The following is a 16,614-nucleotide window of genomic DNA, read 5'->3' as shown; positions in this document are numbered from 1 at the left end:
CTGCCGGCTGGCACCGAGATGGTGATGCCTGGCGACAACATCACGGTCGATGTCGAGCTGATCGTGCCGATCGCCATGGAAGAGAAGCTGCGCTTCGCCATCCGTGAAGGCGGCCGCACCGTCGGTGCCGGCATCGTCGTCACCATCAAAGAGTAATTTGGACTTAAACCGATCTGTCGCGGGCGCGGAAGTTGCCCGCGCCGCGCCAGAACAAGGAAGTGACGCATGAACGGACAGAATATCCGCATCCGCCTGAAGGCGTTTGATCACCGCGTGCTCGACGCCTCGACGAAGGAAATCGTGTCGACGGCAAAGCGCACCGGCGCAAACGTCCGCGGCCCCATTCCGCTGCCGACGCGGATCGAAAAGTTCACGGTGAACCGGTCGCCTCACGTCGACAAGAAGAGCCGCGAGCAGTTCGAGATGCGCACGCACAAGCGTCTGCTCGACATCGTCGATCCGACCCCGCAGACCGTCGATGCTTTGATGAAGCTCGATCTGGCCGCCGGCGTCGACGTCGAGATCAAGCTCTAAGGGAATGAGAGCGCGGTAAGGGGCGGTGCCCCTGGCCCGGAACTCTAAAGGAATTGAACCGATGCGTTCAGGTGTGATTGCAAAGAAGGTGGGAATGACCCGCATCTATAACGATGCCGGGGAACATGTTCCCGTCACCGTTCTCCAGATGGAGAACTGCCAGGTCGTGGCGCAGCGCACGCAGGAGAAGAATGGCTACACCGCCGTTCAGCTCGGCGTTGGCCTCGCCAAGGTGAAGAACACGTCGAAGGCGCTGCGCGGCCATTTCGCGACCGCTTCCGTCGAGCCGAAGGCGAAGGTTGCCGAGTTCCGCGTCTCGGCCGACAACATGATCGATGTCGGCGCCGAGATCACCGTCGAGCACTTCGTCGCCGGCCAGAAGGTCGATGTGACGGGCACGACGATCGGCAAGGGTTTCCAGGGCGTCATCAAGCGTCACCACATGGGTGGTGGCCGCGCGACGCACGGTAACTCGGTCTCGCACCGTACTCACGGTTCGACCGGCCAGCGCCAGGACCCCGGCAAGGTGTTCAAGGGCAAGAAGATGGCCGGCCACATGGGCGATACCCGCGTGACCACGCAGAACGTCGAGATCGTCTCGACCGATGCCGACCGCGGCCTGATCCTGATCCGCGGAGCGGTTCCCGGATCGAAGGGCGCCTGGATCCTGGTCCGCGACGCGGCCAAGGTGGCACTGCCGGCCAATGCGCCGAAGCCCGCCGCGATCCGCGCCGTTGCTAAGAACGAGGCTCCGGCCACAGAGGGAGCGGAATAATGGATCTCAAGATCACAACGCTTGGCGGCAAGGACGCCGGCAAGGTGAAACTCTCCGAGGAGATTTTCGGCCTTGATCCGCGCGAGGACATCCTGCAGCGCGTCGTGCGCTGGCAGCTCGCCAAGAAGCAGCAGGGCACGCACAAGGCCAAGGGCCGCGCCGAAATCGCGCGCACCGGCGCCAAGATGTACAAGCAGAAGGGTACGGGCCGCGCCCGTCACCATTCGGCACGCGCTCCGCAGTTCCGCGGCGGCGGCAAGGCCCACGGCCCGGTCGTTCGCAGCCACGAGCACGACCTGCCGAAGAAGGTGCGCGCCCTGGGCTTGAAGCATGCTCTCTCGGCCAAGGCCAAGAGCGCGTCGATCATCATCATCGACGAGCTGAAGCTGACCGAGGCCAAGACCAAGGCACTGATCGCGAATTTCGCGACGCTGGGCCTGAGCAACGCCCTGGTGATCGGTGGCGCCGAGCTTGACAAGAACTTCAAGCTGGCCGCGACCAACATCCCCAACATCGACGTGCTGCCCATCCAGGGCATCAACGTCTACGACATTCTGCGCCGCGGCACGCTGGTCCTTTCGAAGGCCGCCGTCGAGGCTCTCGAGGAGCGCTTTAAATGACCGACCTTCGTCACTACGACGTGATCGTCAGCCCGGCGATCACCGAAAAGTCGACCATGGCTTCCGAGCAGAACCAGGTCGTCTTCAACGTCGCCAAGAAGGCGTCGAAGCCGGAAATCAAGGCCGCCGTCGAAGCGCTGTTCGGCGTCAAGGTGATGGCCGTGAACACGCTTGTCCGCAAGGGCAAGATCAAGCGCTTCCGCGGCACGATCGGCCGCCAGAGCGACGTCAAGAAGGCGATTGTGACGCTGGCCGACGGCCAGTCGATCGACGTCGCGACGGGTCTCTGAGCAAGGCCGCGAGGACAGAACAATGGCACTGAAAAAATTCAACCCGGTAACGCCGAGCACCCGCCAGCTGGTCATCGTCGACCGCTCGGGCCTCTACAAGGGCAAGCCCGTCAAGGGCCTGACCGAGGGCCTGACCAAGTCGGGCGGCCGCAACAATCACGGCCGCATCACCGCCCGCTTCATCGGCGGTGGTCACAAGCGTTCGTACCGCATCATCGACTTCAAGCGCCGCAAGTTCGACGTCGTCGGCACGGTCGAGCGCATTGAATACGATCCGAACCGCACCGCCTTCATCGCGCTGATCAAGTACGACGATGGCGAGCTGTCCTACATCATCGCCCCGCAGCGCCTTGCCGCCGGCGACAAGATCGTGGCTGGCGAAGCGGTCGACGTGAAGCCGGGCAATGCGATGCCGTTGGCATCGATGCCTGTCGGCACGATCGTCCACAACATCGAGCTGAAGCCGGGCAAGGGCGGCCAGGTTGCTCGTTCGGCTGGCGGTTACGCCCAGCTCGTCGGTCGCGACCAGGGCATGGCGATCCTGCGCCTCAACTCGGGCGAGCAGCGTGTCGTTCACGGCTCCTGCATGGCCACCGTCGGTGCCGTGTCGAACCCCGACCACGGCAACATCAACGACGGCAAGGCCGGCCGCACGGTTTGGCGCGGCAAGCGTCCGCACAATCGCGGCGTGACCATGAACCCGGTCGACCATCCGCACGGCGGTGGTGAAGGCCGCACCTCCGGTGGCCGTCATCCGGTCAGCCCGTGGGGCAAGCCGACCAAGGGCAAGAAGACGCGGTCCAACAAGGCGACCGACAAGTTCATCCTGCGCTCGCGCCATCAGCGCAAGAGCTAAGAAGAGGTAACGCCAAGTGACTCGTTCTATTTGGAAAGGCCCCTTCATCGACGGCTACCTTCTCAAGAAGGTGGACAAGGTTCGTGAAGGTGGTCGCAATGAGGTGATCAAGATGTGGAGCCGTCGCTCCACCATCCTGCCGCAGTTCGTCGGCTTCACCTTCGGTGTCTACAACGGCCAGAAGCATGTTCCCGTCTCGGTGAACGAGGACATGGTCGGTCATAAGTTCGGTGAATTCGCACCGACGCGGACCTATTACGGTCACGGCGCGGATAAGAAGGCGAAGAGGAAATAATCATGGGCAAGGCCAAAGCTCCGCGCAGGCTTGCTGACAACGAAGCGCGCGCCGTGTTGCGCACGATCCGTATCAGCCCGCAGAAGCTGAACCTCGTTGCCGCGCTGATCCGCGGCAAGAAGGTCGCGACAGCGCTTTCCGATCTCGAATTCTCGGCCAAGCGGATTTCCGGCACGGTCAAGAAGACGCTGGAATCGGCGATCGCCAACGCGGAAAACAACCACGACCTCGACGTCGATGCGCTGGTGGTGGCGGAAGCCTATGTCGGCAAGTCGATCGTCATGAAGCGGTTCCACGCTCGTGGCCGTGGTCGCGCCAGCCGTATCGAGAAGCCGTTCTCGCACCTCACGATCGTTGTTCGTGAAGTCGAAGAAAAAGGGGAGGCCGCATAATGGGCCAGAAAGTCAATCCGATCGGTCTCCGCCTCGGCATCAACCGCACCTGGGATTCGCGCTGGTTCGCGAACACCGGTGAGTACGGCAAGCTGCTGCATGAGGACATCAAGATCCGCAAGTATCTTGAGAAGGAACTCAAGCAGGCCGCGATCTCGAAGGTCGTGATCGAGCGCCCGCACAAGAAGTGCCGCGTCACCATCCATGCCGCGCGCCCGGGTCTGATCATCGGCAAGAAGGGCGCCGACATCGAGAAGCTTCGCAAGAAGCTGATGGAGATGACGAAGTCCGAGACGCACCTCAACATCGTTGAAGTGCGCAAGCCGGAAATCGACGCCACCCTGGTCGCCCAGTCGATCGCCCAGCAGCTCGAGCGCCGTATTGCGTTCCGCCGCGCCATGAAGCGCGCCGTGCAGTCGGCGATGCGCCTCGGTGCCGAGGGCATCCGCATCAACTGCTCGGGCCGTCTGGGCGGTGCCGAAATCGCCCGCATGGAGTGGTACCGCGAAGGCCGCGTGCCGCTGCACACGCTGCGCGCCGATGTCGACTACGGCACGGCCGAGGCGAATACGGCGTACGGCATCTGCGGCGTCAAGGTCTGGGTATTCAAGGGCGAGATCCTCGAGCACGATCCGATGGCTTCGGAACGTCGCGCCACCGAGGGTGATGCTGCGCATGGCGGTGGTGGTGATCGCGAACGCGGTCGTCGTCGCGAAAACGCCTGAGACATTTAGGAATTTGGAGTTAGAACGATGCTGCAGCCAAAGCGCACAAAGTTCCGCAAGCAGTTCAAGGGCCGTATCCATGGTACCGCAAAGGGCGGCACCAACCTGGATTTCGGTGGTTTCGGGCTGAAGGCGCTTGAGCCGAACCGCGTCACCGCGCGTGAGATCGAGGCGGCCCGCCGCGCGATCACTCGCGAAATGAAGCGCGCTGGCCGCGTCTGGATCCGTATTTTCCCGGATCTGCCGGTCACGTCGAAGCCGACCGAAGTCCGCATGGGCAAGGGCAAGGGTGCCGTCGACTACTGGGCGGCACGCGTCAAGCCTGGCCGCATCATGTTCGAGATCGACGGCGTCAGTGAAGAAACCGCCCGTGAGGCGCTGCGTCTCGGCGCGGCCAAGCTCTCGGTCAGGACGCGCTTCGTACAGCGCATCGCAGAATAAGGACGGGCTGATCATGAAAGCCGAAGACATCCGGACCAAGACCCAGGACCAGCTGACCGACGATTTGGCCAGCCTGAAGAAGGAGCAGTTCAACCTGCGCTTCCAGAAGGCCACCGGCCAGCTCGAGAAGACCGCGCGCGTGAGGCAGGTCCGTAAGGACATTGCGCGTATCAAGACCATCGCTGCGGAAAAGTCCGCGGCCAAGAAGGCTTAAGGACGAAAACCATGCCAAAGCGCATTCTGCAGGGCACCGTCGTCAGCGACAAGAACGAGAAGACGGTTGTCGTCAAGGTCGAACGGCGCTTCACGCATCCCGTGATGAAGAAGACCGTGCGCATGACCAAGAAGTACAAGGCGCACGACGAGAACAACGCCCACAAGGTTGGCGATCAGGTGTTCATCCAGGAATCGAAGCCGATTTCTAAGGACAAGCGCTGGATCGTCGTGTCTTCGGACCAGGCGTAAACAACGAATTTTGGACAGACCGGGGAGGGGCTTCGAGCCCGTCCCGTTAGAAAAGAAGAAGGCGGCCAGTCATGATTCAGATGCAAACAAACCTCGACGTGGCGGATAATTCCGGCGCGCGTCGTGTCATGTGCATCAAGGTGCTGGGCGGCTCGAAGCGGAAATACGCTTCCGTGGGCGACATCATCGTGGTGTCGATCAAGGAAGCCATTCCGCGCGGCCGCGTTAAGAAGGGCGATGTGATGAAGGCGGTCGTGGTTCGCACGGCCAAGGACATCCGCCGCCCGGACGGCAGCGTGATCCGTTTCGACAAGAACGCGGCCGTTCTCGTCGACAACAAGAAAGAGCCGATCGGCACGCGTATCTTCGGACCGGTTCCGCGCGAACTCCGCGCCAAGAACCACATGAAGATCATCTCGCTCGCGCCTGAAGTGCTGTAAGGAGCCGGACCAATGCAAAAGATTAGAAAAGGCGACAAGGTCGTCGTGCTGGCCGGCAAGGACAAGGGCCGTTCGGGCGAAGTCCTCTCGGTTCAGCCGAAGGATGACACCGCGCTGGTGCGCGGCGTCAACATGATCCGTCGTCACCAGAAGCAGTCCCAGTCCCAAGAGGGCGGGATCATCACCAAGGAAGCGCCGATCCAGCTGTCGAACATCGCGCTGGCCGACCCCAAGGATGGCAAGCCGACCCGCGTCGGTTTCATCTTCCAGAAGGACGGCAAGAAGGTGCGCGTCGCCAAGCGCTCGGGAGAAGTCATCAATGGCTAAGGCTCAAAGCAAACAGGCGACTGCCACCAACACGCCGCGTCTGAAGCAGGTCTACAACGAGACCATCCGCAAGGCGCTGCAGGAGCAGTTCGGCTACGCAAACGACATGCAGGTTCCGCGCCTCGACAAGATCGTGCTGAACATGGGTGTCGGCGAAGCAACCGCCGATTCCAAGAAGCCCTCGGTTGCGGCCGAAGACCTGGCGATGATCGCCGGCCAGAAGGCCGTCGTCACCCGCGCCCGCAATTCGATCGCCGGCTTCAAGGTTCGCGAGAACATGCCGATCGGCGCCAAGGTCACGCTGCGCAAGGAACGTATGTACGAGTTCCTCGACCGCCTCGTGAACATCGCGCTGCCGCGCGTCCGCGACTTCCGCGGACTGAACCCCAAGAGCTTCGATGGCCGTGGCAACTACGCCATGGGCATCAAGGAGCACATCGTGTTCCCGGAGATCAACTACGACAAGGTTGATCAGATCTGGGGCATGGACGTCATCGTTTGTACGACTGCGAAGACGGACGACGAAGCCCGGGCATTGCTCAAGGCTTTCAACTTCCCCTTCCGCCAGTAACGGCAGCGAGAAAAGGAAAAATCTGAAATGGCAAAGACCAGCTCAGTCGAGAAGAACAACAGGCGCCGCAAGCTTGCCGACCAGTACGGTCCCAAGCGCGCAGCGCTCAAGGCGATCATCATGGATCAGTCCAAGCCGATGGAAGAGCGCTTCCGCGCTCAGCTCAAGCTTGCTGCCCTGCCGCGCAACTCGGCCAAGATCCGCATCCGCAACCGCTGCGAAGTCACCGGCCGTCCGCGTGCCTACTATCGCAAGCTCAAAGTATCGCGCATCGCGCTTCGTGATCTCGGCAACAACGGCCAGATCCCGGGCCTGGTCAAGTCGAGCTGGTAAGGAGGACATAACATGTCATTGAGCGATCCTCTCGGCGATATGCTGACCCGCATCCGCAACGCCTACGGCCGCAAGAAGTCGAGTGTCTCGACGCCGGCCTCGCGTCTGCGCACCCGCGTCCTCGACGTGTTGAAGGCTGAAGGCTATATCCGCGACTACAGCCAGACCGACTTCGACAACGGCAAGTCCGAAATCGAAATCGAGCTGAAGTATTTCGACGGTGCGCCGGTCGTGCGCGAAATCGCCCGCGTCTCGAAGCCGGGCCGCCGCGTTTACGTTTCGGCCAAGTCGATCCCGCACGTCGCCAACGGCCTCGGCATCGCGATCCTTTCGACGCCGAAGGGCGTGATGGCCGATCACGAAGCCCGCGAACAGAACGTCGGCGGCGAGATCCTCTGCCAGATCTTCTGATCTGGCAGCTGACCGCAAATTGGAATCCGGTCTTCGGATCGTTCCGAAGACAGAGACCTGAAACAAGAGAAGTGACGAGGACAACAAAATGTCTCGTATTGGAAAGAAACCCGTTTCGCTGCCGCAGGGCGTGACCGCGACCGTCAACGGCCAGACCGTGACGGCGAAGGGCCCCAAGGGCGAGCTGAAGTTCGTGGTGAACGACGAAGTCCTGGTCAAGATGGAAGGCAGCGAGATCGCTGTCGAGCCGCGCGACCAGACCAAGACCGCCCGCTCCAAGTGGGGCATGTCGCGCACGCAGATCGTCAACATCCTGCAGGGCGTCAAGGACGGTTTCGAGAAGAAGCTCGAGATCACGGGCGTCGGCTATCGCGCCGCGCTTCAGGGCAAAAACCTGCAGCTGGCACTGGGCTTCAGCCATGACGTCGTCTACGAGACGCCGGCCGGCATCACCATCACGGTGCCGAAGCCGACCGAGATTACCGTTGCCGGCATCGACAAGCAGCAGGTTGGCCAGGTGGCCGCCGAGATCCGCGAATACCGCGGCCCCGAGCCTTACAAGGGCAAGGGCGTCCGCTACGCTGGCGAGAAGATCGTCCGCAAGGAAGGCAAGAAGAAGTAGTGGGCCTGGTCCGGAAAAGTCGCAGGCTTTTCTGAAAGGGCCAAGCCAAGGAAGTGTAACGCCGCGGGGAGCGGCCGCGGGAGGCGTTTCGCCTACCGCATATGGCGGCCCCCGTTTTTTGAAGGCAAGGAAGACCATCATGGGTACCAAGGAATCCACGCAGCGCCGTGCGCAGCGCGTTCGCCGCCAGATCAGGAAGGTCGCCGGCGAGCGTCCGCGTCTGTCGGTCCACCGCACCTCGAAGAACATCTACGTCCAGGTGATCGACGACGCCAAGGGCCACACCATCGCCGCTGCCTCGACGCTCGAGAAGGACCTCAAGGGTTCGCTCAAGACCGGCGCCGACACCGCCGCCGCCGCCGCGATCGGCAAGCTGATCGCCGAGCGCGCCACCAAGGCCGGTGTCAAGGAAGTCGTCTTCGACCGTGGCCCGTACATCTATCACGGCCGCGTAAAGGCTTTGGCTGAAGCCGCCCGCGAAGGTGGTCTCAGCTTCTGATGCTTGATCCCGAAAAGTTGCAGACTTTTCGGACAAGATCATGCAAAGGAAAATAATTCGCCCCCGGTGACCCACAGAGGCGCCGGATATCATCATCAACCGTGCTTCCGGAAAAAAACAAGGAACAGGATATGGCACAGGAACGTAGGGAAGGCGGCCGCGGCCGCGAGCGTGAGCGCGAAGAGCGCGACGACGGCATGGTGGACAAGCTGGTCCACATCAATCGCGTCGCCAAGGTCGTCAAGGGTGGCCGCCGCTTCGGTTTCGCCGCACTCGTCGTCGTCGGCGACCAGAAGGGCCGCGTCGGCTTCGGTCACGGCAAGGCACGCGAAGTGCCGGAAGCCATCCGCAAGGCAACCGAATCGGCAAAGCGCGACATGATCTTCGTGCCGCTGCGCTCGGGCCGCACGCTGCATCACGACGTCGAGGGACGTTGGGGCGCCGGACGTGTTCTGCTGCGCGCCGCCAAGCAGGGTACCGGCATCATCGCCGGCGGCCCGATGCGCGCCGTTTTCGAGACGCTCGGCATGCATGACGTGGTCGCCAAGTCGATGGGTTCGTCGAACCCGTACAACATGGTTCGCGCCACCTTCGATGCGCTGAAGAGCCAGATGCATCCCAAGGATGTGGCTGCGGCGCGCGGCATCAAGTATTCGACCCTTCAGGCCCGCCGCGGCACCGCCGTAGCGGCTGAAGAATAGTCGATCTGACCAGGGATTTTGACCATGGCCAAGAAAGCAACCAAGACCATCACCGTTGAGCAGATCGGTTCGCCGATCCGCCGTCCGAAGGAACAGCGCGCGACGCTGGTCGGCCTCGGCCTCAACAAGATGCACAAGCAGCGCACGCTGGAAGATACGCCTTCCGTGCGCGGCATGATCGCCGCCGTTCAGCATCTCGTCCGCGTCGTGGACGAGGGCTGAGCCAAAGCGCAGGAGAACTCAGATGAAACTCAACGATCTGCGTGACAAGGACGGCGCGACGCATTCCAAGAAGCGTCTCGGCCGTGGCATCGGTTCCGGCTCGGGCAAGACCGCCGGTCGCGGCGTCAAGGGCCAGAAGGCGCGCTCCGGCGTCGCCATCAACGGCTTCGAGGGTGGCCAGATGCCACTCTACAGGCGTCTGCCGAAGCGTGGCTTCAACAACATCTTCGCCAAGAGCTTCGTTGTCGTGTCGCTGGCCCGCATCCAGGAAGCCGTCGACGCCAAGAAGCTCGACGCCAAGGCAACCGTGACGGCCGAGGCGCTTGTCGCCGCCGGCGTCATCCGCCGCGTCAAGGATGGCGTGCGCGTGTTGTCCGATGGCGAACTGAAGGCCAAGCTTGCCTTCGACGTCGCCGGTGCCTCCAAGGCCGCGATCGAGAAGATCGAAAAGGCCGGCGGCTCGATCAAGTTGCCGGAAAAGGCAGCTGCCGAGTAACGGCAATTTGAAGCGCGATCGGCAGAAACGGGATCCCATTTTTGCTCGCGATTGTGCTTTGATCTGCTCAATTAAGCGGCCGCGTCAACGCGGCCGCTTGCATGTTTAGAGCCCGGAGCTTATCTCGTGAGCTTCGGTGAAACGCACCGCCTGACCTCACGGGCCATCAAGCGTTACCAAGCGGAGAATCAGGCATGGCTTCGGCTGCTGAACAACTAGCCTCGAATCTGAATTTCTCGGCCTTCGCCAAGGCGGAGGACCTGAAGAAACGCATCTGGTTCACCATCGGCGCGCTGCTCGTCTATCGCCTCGGTACCTACATCCCGCTTCCCGGAATCAATCCCGACGCCTTCGCCCAGGCCTTCTCCTCGCAGAGCAAGGGCGTGCTCGGCATGTTCAACATGTTCGCCGGCGGCGCCGTGCAGCGCATGGCGATCTTCGCGCTCGGCATCATGCCTTACATCTCCGCCTCCATCATCATGCAGCTGATGACCTCGGTCATCCCGTCGCTGGAAGCGCTGAAGAAGGAAGGCGAGCAGGGCCGCAAGGTCATCAACCAGTACACGCGCTACGGCACCGTGCTTCTGGCACTGGTGCAGGCCTACGGCATTTCGGTCGGACTTGAGAACGGCAACGGCATCGTCAGCGATCCCGGCATGTTCTTCCGCATTTCCACCGTCGTCACCCTGGTCGGCGGCACCATGTTCCTGATGTGGCTCGGCGAGCAGATAACCGCGCGCGGCATCGGCAACGGCATTTCGCTGATCATCTTCTCCGGCATCGTCGCCGGCCTGCCGCATGCCATTTCCGGCACGCTGGAACTCGGCCGCACCGGTGCTCTCTCGACCGGCCTGATCCTGGCGATCATCGTTCTGGCCATCGTCGTCATCGCGCTCATCGTGTTCTTCGAGCGCGCCCAGCGCCGCCTGCTGATCCAGTATCCGAAGCGCCAGGTCGGCAACCGCATGTTCCAGGGCGATACCTCGCATCTGCCGCTGAAGCTCAATACGTCGGGCGTCATCCCGCCGATCTTCGCGTCGTCGCTGCTGCTGCTGCCAGCCACTATCGCCGGCTTCTCGCAGACGACCAACATGCCCGCCTGGGCCAGCACCATCCTGGCCTCGCTCGGCCACGGCCAGCCGCTCTACATGCTGTTTTACGCGGCGATGATCGTGTTCTTCGCCTTCTTCTACACAGCGATTGTCTTCAACCCGAAGGACACCGCCGACCAGCTCAAGAAGCATTCGGGCTTCATCCCGGGCTATCGTCCGGGCGAGCGCACCGCCGATTACATCGATTACGTTCTCACCCGCATCACCGTCGTCGGCGCCATCTATCTGGTGCTGGTGTGCCTGCTGCCGGAGTTCCTGATCTCGGCGACTGGCGTACCATTCTACCTTGGTGGCACATCGCTTCTGATCGTGGTCAGTGTCACGCTCGATACGGTTGCGCAGATTCAGGGCCACCTGATTGCGCACCAGTATGAAGGCCTGATCAAGAAGTCGAAGCTGCGCGGGGGGAAGAAAGCCAGATGAGGTTGATTTTGCTTGGGCCGCCAGGGGCGGGCAAGGGGACACAAGCACAAAGACTGGTAGAAAAACACGGCATACCCCAGCTCTCGACGGGTGACATGCTGCGTGCCGCCGTTCAGGCCGGTTCCGAAGTCGGCAAGCGTGCCAAGGCGGTGATGGATGCCGGTGAACTGGTGTCCGACGCCATTGTCAACGCCATCGTTGCCGAGCGCATCGACCAGGCGGACTGCGCCAGGGGATTCATCCTCGACGGCTACCCGCGTACGCTGGTGCAGGCCGATGCGGTTGAATCGATGCTTTCCGAACGTGGCATCGGCCTCGACACGGTCATCGAACTGGTCGTCGACGATAGGGCCCTGGTCGGCCGCATCGTCAAGCGCGCCGAGGACGCCAAGGCCGCCGGCCAGCCGGTGCGCAAGGACGACAATCCCGCGGTGTTCGAAGAACGCCTGCGCGAGTACTACAAGAAGACCGCTCCGCTGACCGGCTATTATTACGCCAAAGGCAAGCTCAAGACGGTCGATGGCATGGCCAGCATCGACGCGGTTACCGCCGAGATCGAAGCCGTGCTGGAGGCGGCCGCCAAAGCGCGGTAACGGAATCTAAAGATTAGGCTTGACGGGAGCGGCTCGCTGCGGTATGGCGGCCCGTCTTCCTATCAGCTGCGAACTTTGCTTGTCCGCAAGGGCAAGGGAGTCGCTTTGAACTGGAAACTCCCGCAAGGGCCGGCCTCCACCGGACGCGGGGCAACTTTGACAGCGCCGGGACTACCTTTTTTGAAGGTCGGCCGGCCCACATGGAGAAGGAAAGAACATGGCTCGTATAGCCGGCGTCAACATTCCGACCAACAAGCGCGTCGTCATCGCACTTCAGTACATTCACGGCATTGGCAAGAAGTTCGCCCAGGAGATCGTCGACAAGGTCGGCATCCCGGCCGAGCGCCGCGTCAACCAGCTGACCGACGCGGAAGTGCTGCAGATCCGCGAGACCATCGACCGCGACTACCAGGTCGAAGGCGACCTGCGCCGCGAAGTCTCGATGAACATCAAGCGGCTTATGGACCTCGGCTGCTATCGCGGCCTGCGTCACCGCCGCTCGCTGCCGGTTCGCGGCCAGCGCACGCACACCAATGCACGCACCCGCAAGGGCCCGGCCAAGTCGATCGCCGGCAAGAAGAAGTAATTTAGGGAATAAGGGAGTAGGGGAGTAAGGCAGTAGGGAATGCCCGCCAATCGGGTCGCATTCTTCCCTACTCGCTTACTGCCCTATTCCCCTACTCCCTTACGAAGGTGGAGCCGCTGGCATTACGGCGGTGTAGAGATCAACTGAAAGGACTATCATGGCCAAGGAAGCCGCTCGTGTTCGCCGTCGCGAACGCAAGAATATCTCGTCGGGCGTTGCCCACGTCAATTCGACCTTCAACAACACGATGATCACCATCACCGACGCGCAGGGCAATTCGATTGCCTGGTCGTCGGCCGGTGCCCAGGGCTTCAAGGGTTCGCGCAAGTCGACCCCGTTCGCCGCCCAGATGGCTGCCGAGGACGTTGCCAAGAAGGCCCAGGAACACGGCATGCGCATGCTCGAAGTCGAGGTCTGCGGACCCGGCTCCGGTCGTGAATCGGCTCTGCGCGCCCTGCAGGCGGCCGGCTTCACCATCACTTCGATCCGTGATGTGACGCCGATCCCGCACAATGGCTGCCGCCCGCGCAAGAAGCGCCGCGTCTAAGAAATTACCGAACGCCGCGCGAACGCCCACAGGGGCGTTCCTCCGCGGTATTCCAGGTCGCCCGCCACGATTGGATGGTGGCGGGTCAACGGAAGGAAAGCATCATGATCCAGAAAAATTGGCAGGAACTGATCAAGCCGAACAAGATCGAGTTCTCGTCGAAGAAGAAGACGCTGACCACGCTGGTGGCCGAGCCGCTCGAGCGCGGCTTTGGCCTCACCCTGGGCAACGCGCTGCGCCGCGTGCTTCTGTCTTCACTGCGCGGTGCGGCCGTCACCGCCGTGCAGATCGACGGCGTTCTGCATGAATTCTCGTCCATCGCCGGTGTGCGCGAGGACGTGACCGACATCGTCCTCAACATCAAGGAAATCGCCATCCGCATGGAAGGCGACGGCCCCAAGCGCATGGTCGTGCGCAAGCAGGGACCCGGTGCGGTTCTCGCCGGCGACATCCAGACAGTTGGCGATGTCGAGATCCTCAACCCCGACCACGTCATCTGCACGCTGGATGAAGGCGCTGAAATCCGCATGGAATTCACCGTCGACACCGGCAAGGGCTACGTGCCGGCCGAGCGCAACCGCGCCGAGGACGCGCCGATCGGCCTGATCCCGGTCGACAGCCTCTATTCTCCGGTCAAGAAGGTCTCCTACAAGGTCGAAAACACCCGCGAGGGCCAGGTTCTCGACTATGACAAGCTGACCATGACCATCGAGACCGACGGTTCGATCTCGGGCGAGGACGCGGTGGCTTTCGCCGCCCGCATCCTGCAGGACCAGCTCGGCCTGTTCGTCAACTTCGACGAGCCGCAGAAGGAAGTCGCCGCCGAAGCCGTCACCGAGCTCGCCTTCAACCCGGCGCTGCTCAAGAAGGTCGACGAACTCGAACTTTCGGTGCGTTCGGCCAACTGCCTGAAGAACGATAACATCGTCTACATCGGCGATCTCATCCAGAAGACCGAAGCCGAGATGCTGCGCACCCCGAACTTCGGCCGCAAGTCGCTGAACGAGATCAAGGAAGTCTTGGCGGCGATGGGCCTGCACCTCGGCATGGAAGTGCCGGACTGGCCGCCGGAGAACATCGAAGACCTCGCCAAGCGTTACGAAGACCAATATTGAGCATGAATTCCAAGGATTGGCGGCGTGAGCCGCCCGATCCGACGGTCATGCGGAAAACCATCAGAGGCCCTGGCCTCTTGAACAACTGAAGAAGGAAATGAGCCATGCGCCACGGTTTCAAGGGCCGTCGCTTCGCCAGAAGCATTAGCCATCGCAAGTCGATGTTCGCCAACCTCGCCGTGTCGCTGCTCGAGCACGAGCAGATCGTCACCACCCTGCCGAAGGCGAAGGACCTGCGTCCGATCGTCGAGAAGCTGGTGACGCTCGGCAAGCGCGGCGACCTGCACGCCCGCCGCCAGGTGATCGCGCAGATCGGCAATGAAGGCGTCGTCAAGCGCCTGTTCGACACCATCGCGCCGCGTTACGCCAACCGCAACGGCGGCTATCTGCGCATCATGAAGGCAGGCTTCCGTCACGGCGACAACGCCGCGATGGCCGTCATCGAGTTCGTCGATCGCGACACCTCGGCCAAGGGCGCGGGTGACCGCGCTCGCCTCGAAGCCGAAGGCACCGACGAGGAAGCCGCGGCCGCATAAGGCCACGTCTTTCCGGAATGAATTGAGGGGCCTGCGGGCCCCTTTTTCATGTCCTTCGCTGTTTGGAGCACGCCCGGAAAGATCCGCCGGCTCGAAAATAATCGGATTTCAGCGGCTTAGCCTTTCATTTTGCACAATCGTCGGGACAATGCGCCCGAACTTGCCTTGGAGGATTCGCGAATGCGCGCCAAAAGACTGTCCCTTGTCCTGCTCTGCGCCTTCATGGTGTTCGCAGCCGCACCGGCAGTCCGGCAGGCGTTCGCCGAAGACGCCGCAAAGCCCGCCGATCCGGGCCTGTCTGACGTGCTGACCGATCTGCTGCATGGCGTCGAGGGCGAGAATGCCACTTCGGGGCCAGACAAGCGCGTGCCGTTCGGCCGCGAGGAGGTGCAGCTTTCGTTCGCGCCGCTGGTCAAGCAGACGGCGCCCGCCGTGGTCAACGTCTATGCCTCGCAGACGGCCAAGGTCACATCGCCTTTTGAAGGCGATCCGTTCTTCGAGGAGTTTTTCGGCCGCGCCCAGCCGCGCGCGCAGTCCTCGCTCGGCTCGGGCGTGCTCGTCGATCCGAGCGGCGTCATCGTCACCAATTTCCACGTCATCAAGGATGCCGACGAGGTCAAGGTGGCGACCGCCGACGGCCGTGAGTTCACCTCGAAGGTGATGCTGAAGGACGAGACGCTCGATCTCGCCGTGCTCAAGATCGAATCCGACAAGCCGTTCCCGGTCATCGCCATTGGCGATTCCGACGCGCTCGAGGTCGGCGACCTGGTGCTGGCCATCGGCAACCCCTTCGGCGTGGGCCAGACCACCACCAGCGGCATTGTTTCGGCACTTGCCCGCAGTCATATCGGCGTCTCGGATTCGGGCTATTTCATCCAGACCGACGCGGCCATCAATCCCGGCAATTCCGGCGGCGCGCTGATCAACATGGGCGGCCAGCTGGTCGGCATCAACACCGCCATCTACAGCCGCAGCGGCGGCTCGATCGGCATCGGCTTCGCCATCCCCGCCAATATGGTGCGGGCTTTCGCCGATGCCGCCAAGGCCGGCCTCGACTTCTTCGAACGTCCCTATATCGGCGCCGAGTTCGAGGCGGTGACGCCGCAGATCGCCGAATCGCTCGGCATGGAAAAGCCGACCGGTGCGCTCGTCTCTTCGGTCGACGCCACGGGACCAGCCGGCAAGGCCGGGCTGAAGGCGGGCGATGTCGTGCTGCAGATCAACGGCAAGCCGGTCGAGAGCATCGAGGCGCTGGACTATCGCATGGCGACGCTGTCGATCGGCACCAAGGCGAATTTCGCGATCCTGACCAAGGGCCAGCAGGCGGCGATGGACATCGCGCTGGAACGCGCGCCGGAAGGTGCGAAAGCCTCGGAAGTGACGCTGCATGGCCGCAGCCCGTTCTCGGGTGCCAAGGTCGCCGAACTGTCGCCGCGCCTTGCCCAGAAGCTTGGCCTGCGCACCGATCTCAAGGGCGTGACGGTCATCGATATCAACCGCGATTCGCCGGCCGCCGATTTCGGCTTCCTGCCGGGCGACATCGTGCGCGAGGTCAACGGCACCACCATCGATACCGCCGCGACGTTGGCTCAGGTAGCCCAGCAGGATACGCGCTGGTGGCGCTTTACCGTCGAGCGCGGCGGGCAGATACTGCGCCAGGTGTTGCGTTACTGAGTTCGGTCTGAAG

Annotated in this window: 29 protein-coding genes; all 29 read left to right on the top strand. The window is 62.4% G+C overall.

Annotated elements, in window-relative coordinates; all coding sequences use genetic code 11:
• Positions 1-156: EF-Tu C-terminal domain-related protein (locus AC1DPX_RS34390; RefSeq protein ID WP_477242398.1), on the top strand; the 156-nt coding region annotated here is incomplete at its 5' end.
• 69 nt (positions 157-225) lie between these two features.
• Positions 226-534, top strand: coding sequence for a 30S ribosomal protein S10 (rpsJ, locus tag AC1DPX_RS34385; protein WP_010909272.1), 309 nt, complete (start codon positions 226-228; stop codon positions 532-534).
• Between the two features lie 61 nt (positions 535-595).
• Positions 596-1,309, top strand: coding sequence for a 50S ribosomal protein L3 (rplC, locus tag AC1DPX_RS34380; protein WP_095203282.1), 714 nt, complete (start codon positions 596-598; stop codon positions 1,307-1,309).
• Positions 1,309-1,929 (top strand): 50S ribosomal protein L4, encoded by a 621-nt coding sequence (rplD, locus tag AC1DPX_RS34375; RefSeq protein ID WP_008875667.1) that lies wholly within the window; start codon positions 1,309-1,311, stop codon positions 1,927-1,929. The genes rplC and rplD overlap by 1 nt, the downstream gene beginning before the upstream one ends.
• Positions 1,926-2,219 carry a 50S ribosomal protein L23 gene (locus tag AC1DPX_RS34370; RefSeq protein WP_010909275.1) on the top strand — a complete coding sequence of 98 codons (294 nt, stop codon included), beginning with the start codon at positions 1,926-1,928 and terminating at the stop codon, positions 2,217-2,219. Before rplD ends, AC1DPX_RS34370 begins: the two co-directional genes overlap by 4 nt.
• A 22-nt stretch (positions 2,220-2,241) precedes the next feature.
• Complete coding sequence (rplB, locus tag AC1DPX_RS34365; protein WP_202354517.1) at positions 2,242-3,075, top strand: 50S ribosomal protein L2; 834 nt, start codon at positions 2,242-2,244, stop codon at positions 3,073-3,075.
• Positions 3,076-3,091: 16 nt separating this feature from the next.
• Positions 3,092-3,370, top strand: coding sequence for a 30S ribosomal protein S19 (gene rpsS, locus AC1DPX_RS34360; protein ID WP_006205463.1), 279 nt, complete (start codon positions 3,092-3,094; stop codon positions 3,368-3,370).
• Between the two features lie 2 nt (positions 3,371-3,372).
• On the top strand, positions 3,373-3,762 hold the full coding sequence (rplV, locus tag AC1DPX_RS34355; RefSeq protein ID WP_010909277.1) for a 50S ribosomal protein L22: 390 nt from the start codon (positions 3,373-3,375) through the stop codon (positions 3,760-3,762).
• The gene (gene rpsC / locus AC1DPX_RS34350) at positions 3,762-4,487 is read left to right on the top strand and encodes a 30S ribosomal protein S3 (protein WP_010909278.1); all 726 of its coding nucleotides are present in this window, start codon (positions 3,762-3,764) and stop codon (positions 4,485-4,487) included. Before rplV ends, rpsC begins: the two co-directional genes overlap by 1 nt.
• Before the next feature lie 27 nt (positions 4,488-4,514).
• Positions 4,515-4,928 (top strand): 50S ribosomal protein L16, encoded by a 414-nt coding sequence (gene rplP / locus AC1DPX_RS34345; RefSeq protein WP_010909279.1) that lies wholly within the window; start codon positions 4,515-4,517, stop codon positions 4,926-4,928.
• A 13-nt stretch (positions 4,929-4,941) separates the two neighbouring features.
• Entirely contained in the window at positions 4,942-5,142 is a 201-nt protein-coding gene (gene rpmC, locus AC1DPX_RS34340) for a 50S ribosomal protein L29 (protein ID WP_006205459.1), read from the top strand.
• 11 nt (positions 5,143-5,153) lie between these two features.
• A complete protein-coding gene (gene rpsQ, locus AC1DPX_RS34335; RefSeq protein WP_010909280.1) occupies positions 5,154-5,393 on the top strand; it encodes a 30S ribosomal protein S17 in 240 nt (79 codons plus the stop codon).
• A 71-nt stretch (positions 5,394-5,464) separates the two neighbouring features.
• Positions 5,465-5,833: a 50S ribosomal protein L14 gene (gene rplN / locus AC1DPX_RS34330; RefSeq protein WP_006205457.1), complete on the top strand. Its 369-nt coding sequence runs from the start codon at positions 5,465-5,467 to the stop codon at positions 5,831-5,833.
• 12 nt (positions 5,834-5,845) lie between these two features.
• Positions 5,846-6,160 carry a 50S ribosomal protein L24 gene (gene rplX, locus AC1DPX_RS34325; RefSeq protein ID WP_006205456.1) on the top strand — a complete coding sequence of 105 codons (315 nt, stop codon included), beginning with the start codon at positions 5,846-5,848 and terminating at the stop codon, positions 6,158-6,160.
• A complete protein-coding gene (rplE, locus tag AC1DPX_RS34320; RefSeq protein ID WP_095203283.1) occupies positions 6,153-6,731 on the top strand; it encodes a 50S ribosomal protein L5 in 579 nt (192 codons plus the stop codon). The genes rplX and rplE overlap by 8 nt, the downstream gene beginning before the upstream one ends.
• Positions 6,732-6,758: 27 nt before the next feature.
• Positions 6,759-7,064: a 30S ribosomal protein S14 gene (gene rpsN / locus AC1DPX_RS34315; protein WP_010909282.1), complete on the top strand. Its 306-nt coding sequence runs from the start codon at positions 6,759-6,761 to the stop codon at positions 7,062-7,064.
• A gap of 12 nt (positions 7,065-7,076) precedes the next feature.
• On the top strand, positions 7,077-7,475 hold the full coding sequence (rpsH, locus tag AC1DPX_RS34310) for a 30S ribosomal protein S8 (RefSeq protein WP_006205453.1): 399 nt from the start codon (positions 7,077-7,079) through the stop codon (positions 7,473-7,475).
• An 88-nt stretch (positions 7,476-7,563) separates the two neighbouring features.
• Positions 7,564-8,097, top strand: a complete 534-nt coding sequence (gene rplF, locus AC1DPX_RS34305; protein WP_095203284.1) for a 50S ribosomal protein L6 — start codon at positions 7,564-7,566, stop codon at positions 8,095-8,097.
• A 139-nt stretch (positions 8,098-8,236) separates the two neighbouring features.
• Complete coding sequence (gene rplR, locus AC1DPX_RS34300) at positions 8,237-8,596, top strand: 50S ribosomal protein L18 (RefSeq protein ID WP_010909284.1); 360 nt, start codon at positions 8,237-8,239, stop codon at positions 8,594-8,596.
• 131 nt (positions 8,597-8,727) lie between these two features.
• On the top strand, positions 8,728-9,297 hold the full coding sequence (gene rpsE, locus AC1DPX_RS34295; protein ID WP_027046810.1) for a 30S ribosomal protein S5: 570 nt from the start codon (positions 8,728-8,730) through the stop codon (positions 9,295-9,297).
• 24 nt (positions 9,298-9,321) lie between these two features.
• A complete protein-coding gene (rpmD, locus tag AC1DPX_RS34290) occupies positions 9,322-9,519 on the top strand; it encodes a 50S ribosomal protein L30 (RefSeq protein WP_006205449.1) in 198 nt (65 codons plus the stop codon).
• A gap of 22 nt (positions 9,520-9,541) precedes the next feature.
• Positions 9,542-10,015, top strand: coding sequence for a 50S ribosomal protein L15 (rplO, locus tag AC1DPX_RS34285; protein ID WP_202354516.1), 474 nt, complete (start codon positions 9,542-9,544; stop codon positions 10,013-10,015).
• A 194-nt stretch (positions 10,016-10,209) separates the two neighbouring features.
• Entirely contained in the window at positions 10,210-11,550 is a 1,341-nt protein-coding gene (gene secY, locus AC1DPX_RS34280) for a preprotein translocase subunit SecY (RefSeq protein ID WP_202354515.1), read from the top strand.
• Positions 11,547-12,143, top strand: a complete 597-nt coding sequence (locus tag AC1DPX_RS34275; protein WP_477242390.1) for an adenylate kinase — start codon at positions 11,547-11,549, stop codon at positions 12,141-12,143. The genes secY and AC1DPX_RS34275 overlap by 4 nt, the downstream gene beginning before the upstream one ends.
• A 217-nt stretch (positions 12,144-12,360) precedes the next feature.
• Positions 12,361-12,729: a 30S ribosomal protein S13 gene (rpsM, locus tag AC1DPX_RS34270; protein WP_006205445.1), complete on the top strand. Its 369-nt coding sequence runs from the start codon at positions 12,361-12,363 to the stop codon at positions 12,727-12,729.
• A gap of 157 nt (positions 12,730-12,886) precedes the next feature.
• Positions 12,887-13,276, top strand: coding sequence for a 30S ribosomal protein S11 (rpsK, locus tag AC1DPX_RS34265; RefSeq protein ID WP_006205444.1), 390 nt, complete (start codon positions 12,887-12,889; stop codon positions 13,274-13,276).
• Between the two features lie 104 nt (positions 13,277-13,380).
• A complete protein-coding gene (locus AC1DPX_RS34260) occupies positions 13,381-14,391 on the top strand; it encodes a DNA-directed RNA polymerase subunit alpha (protein WP_006205443.1) in 1,011 nt (336 codons plus the stop codon).
• Positions 14,392-14,495: 104 nt separating this feature from the next.
• Entirely contained in the window at positions 14,496-14,927 is a 432-nt protein-coding gene (rplQ, locus tag AC1DPX_RS34255; protein WP_202354513.1) for a 50S ribosomal protein L17, read from the top strand.
• 180 nt (positions 14,928-15,107) lie between these two features.
• Positions 15,108-16,601, top strand: a complete 1,494-nt coding sequence (locus tag AC1DPX_RS34250; RefSeq protein ID WP_477242388.1) for a DegQ family serine endoprotease — start codon at positions 15,108-15,110, stop codon at positions 16,599-16,601.
• Positions 16,602-16,614 lie beyond the last annotated feature (13 nt).

This window comes from Mesorhizobium sp. 01N446 (assembly GCF_056399285.1).
This window is presented reverse-complemented; position numbering and strand designations above follow the sequence as displayed.

Coding starts and splice junctions, on each gene's coding strand:
- rpsJ (WP_010909272.1), top strand. CDS start 226: ATGAACGGACAGAATATCCGCATCCGCCTGAAGGCGTTTGATCACCGC.
- rplC (WP_095203282.1), top strand. CDS start 596: ATGCGTTCAGGTGTGATTGCAAAGAAGGTGGGAATGACCCGCATCTAT.
- rplD (WP_008875667.1), top strand. CDS start 1,309: ATGGATCTCAAGATCACAACGCTTGGCGGCAAGGACGCCGGCAAGGTG.
- AC1DPX_RS34370 (WP_010909275.1), top strand. CDS start 1,926: ATGACCGACCTTCGTCACTACGACGTGATCGTCAGCCCGGCGATCACC.
- rplB (WP_202354517.1), top strand. CDS start 2,242: ATGGCACTGAAAAAATTCAACCCGGTAACGCCGAGCACCCGCCAGCTG.
- rplV (WP_010909277.1), top strand. CDS start 3,373: ATGGGCAAGGCCAAAGCTCCGCGCAGGCTTGCTGACAACGAAGCGCGC.
- rpsC (WP_010909278.1), top strand. CDS start 3,762: ATGGGCCAGAAAGTCAATCCGATCGGTCTCCGCCTCGGCATCAACCGC.
- rplP (WP_010909279.1), top strand. CDS start 4,515: ATGCTGCAGCCAAAGCGCACAAAGTTCCGCAAGCAGTTCAAGGGCCGT.
- rpmC (WP_006205459.1), top strand. CDS start 4,942: ATGAAAGCCGAAGACATCCGGACCAAGACCCAGGACCAGCTGACCGAC.
- rpsQ (WP_010909280.1), top strand. CDS start 5,154: ATGCCAAAGCGCATTCTGCAGGGCACCGTCGTCAGCGACAAGAACGAG.
- rplN (WP_006205457.1), top strand. CDS start 5,465: ATGATTCAGATGCAAACAAACCTCGACGTGGCGGATAATTCCGGCGCG.
- rplX (WP_006205456.1), top strand. CDS start 5,846: ATGCAAAAGATTAGAAAAGGCGACAAGGTCGTCGTGCTGGCCGGCAAG.
- rplE (WP_095203283.1), top strand. CDS start 6,153: ATGGCTAAGGCTCAAAGCAAACAGGCGACTGCCACCAACACGCCGCGT.
- rpsN (WP_010909282.1), top strand. CDS start 6,759: ATGGCAAAGACCAGCTCAGTCGAGAAGAACAACAGGCGCCGCAAGCTT.
- rpsH (WP_006205453.1), top strand. CDS start 7,077: ATGTCATTGAGCGATCCTCTCGGCGATATGCTGACCCGCATCCGCAAC.
- rplF (WP_095203284.1), top strand. CDS start 7,564: ATGTCTCGTATTGGAAAGAAACCCGTTTCGCTGCCGCAGGGCGTGACC.
- rplR (WP_010909284.1), top strand. CDS start 8,237: ATGGGTACCAAGGAATCCACGCAGCGCCGTGCGCAGCGCGTTCGCCGC.
- rpsE (WP_027046810.1), top strand. CDS start 8,728: ATGGCACAGGAACGTAGGGAAGGCGGCCGCGGCCGCGAGCGTGAGCGC.
- rpmD (WP_006205449.1), top strand. CDS start 9,322: ATGGCCAAGAAAGCAACCAAGACCATCACCGTTGAGCAGATCGGTTCG.
- rplO (WP_202354516.1), top strand. CDS start 9,542: ATGAAACTCAACGATCTGCGTGACAAGGACGGCGCGACGCATTCCAAG.
- secY (WP_202354515.1), top strand. CDS start 10,210: ATGGCTTCGGCTGCTGAACAACTAGCCTCGAATCTGAATTTCTCGGCC.
- AC1DPX_RS34275 (WP_477242390.1), top strand. CDS start 11,547: ATGAGGTTGATTTTGCTTGGGCCGCCAGGGGCGGGCAAGGGGACACAA.
- rpsM (WP_006205445.1), top strand. CDS start 12,361: ATGGCTCGTATAGCCGGCGTCAACATTCCGACCAACAAGCGCGTCGTC.
- rpsK (WP_006205444.1), top strand. CDS start 12,887: ATGGCCAAGGAAGCCGCTCGTGTTCGCCGTCGCGAACGCAAGAATATC.
- AC1DPX_RS34260 (WP_006205443.1), top strand. CDS start 13,381: ATGATCCAGAAAAATTGGCAGGAACTGATCAAGCCGAACAAGATCGAG.
- rplQ (WP_202354513.1), top strand. CDS start 14,496: ATGCGCCACGGTTTCAAGGGCCGTCGCTTCGCCAGAAGCATTAGCCAT.
- AC1DPX_RS34250 (WP_477242388.1), top strand. CDS start 15,108: ATGCGCGCCAAAAGACTGTCCCTTGTCCTGCTCTGCGCCTTCATGGTG.